This window comes from Pseudoalteromonas luteoviolacea DSM 6061, from assembly GCF_001625655.1.
In the GTDB taxonomy this organism is placed as follows: Bacteria; Pseudomonadota; Gammaproteobacteria; order Enterobacterales; family Alteromonadaceae; genus Pseudoalteromonas; species Pseudoalteromonas luteoviolacea.
Genome location: NZ_AUYB01000023.1, coordinates 1 through 1,239 on the forward strand (window position 1 = coordinate 1; position 1,239 = coordinate 1,239).

The following is a 1,239-nucleotide window of genomic DNA, read 5'->3' on the forward strand; positions in this document are numbered from 1 at the left end:
TGTTGTGGTCAACTAATTCCGGACAATGATTTAAGTTGTTCTTCCATTACAGCTGGTGCTGTCATATCGTTGTGACTGTGCGGTCTTTTCCAGTTGTAGTAACTCATCAAATAAAAGCTTATATCTTGTTCTGCTTCTTTAATTGATTTATAGCCCGTGCTCGGTATCCACTCTGTTTTCAGACTTCTAAATAAACGTTCCATTGGAGAATTATCCCAACAGTTACCTCTGCGGCTCATACTTTGTGTTATTTGATAGCGCCATAACCTCTGCCTATATTTGATTGAGCTGTACTGACAGCCTTGGTCCGAGTGAAACATGAGCCCTCTGGGTCGGCCTCTTTGTTCATAGGCCCTATCTAACGCTTTGACAGCCAACGCTGCATCTGGCTTATCTGACATTGCCCAGCTAACCACTCTTCTGGCATATAAATCAATCACTACAGCTAAATATGCCCACTTCTGACCTGTCCAAATATAAGTAATATCTCCGCACCATACTTGATTTGGTTCGTGAGCACCGAACTCACGATTCAGTCGGTTGGGTATGTCTGGACGCTCATTCACTGCTCTTTTATATGCGTGAGGCCCTGGCTGTTTCGATACAAGTTGCATATCACGCATGATCCGCCTGATTTTGAAAAGGCCAACATCAATATCATACTCGGCCAGCATTGCCGAGAGTGTTCGGCTTCCTGCTGAGCCTCGGCTTAATTTAAAGCACTCTTTGAGTTTAGCTCGAAGGAATACCTCATTAGTATCAATGACATTACGACGGCGCTTGTAGTCATAAAAACTTGAACGGGCGACATCGAAGACATTACAGACCAGTTCAACCGGATCTTGCTCACTTAATTGGTCTATTAGCGAATACTGTTTGTTTCTTCTGACATTAAGAGAGCTGTAGCCTTTTTTAGTATCGATTTCTCTCGTTCTAAGCGATTGATACGAGCTTCAAGTTCTTGGATCTTCTGTTGTTCGGGCGTCAAAGCTTTCGACTTCGGTGTTTCTCCGCTCCTTTCAACCTCGAGTTGCTGAACCCACCGTCTTAGGGTCGTTTCACCCACATCCAAGGAGCGGCATGCATCTGGAAATGAGTAACCTTTATCTAAAACTAAGCAAGCTGCTTCAAGTTTAAACTCTTTACTAAATGTTCGACGTTTTCTGGCCATTTGACACCTCTAGTTAAGTGGTAATCATACCACCTAAAGTTGTGTCCGGGTTTATTGAACCACAACAA

The 1,239-nt window shown here is 43.4% G+C and carries 1 protein-coding gene; it reads right to left on the bottom strand.

What is annotated here, in order from left to right; all coding sequences use genetic code 11:
- Window positions 1–8: 8 nt before the first annotated feature.
- A protein-coding gene (locus N475_RS01240) for an IS3 family transposase (protein ID WP_155732517.1) occupies window positions 9–1,171 on the bottom strand; the annotation gives its coding sequence in 2 pieces (ribosomal slippage) (window positions 9–916 and window positions 916–1,171; 1,164 coding nt in all).
- Window positions 1,172–1,239 lie beyond the last annotated feature (68 nt).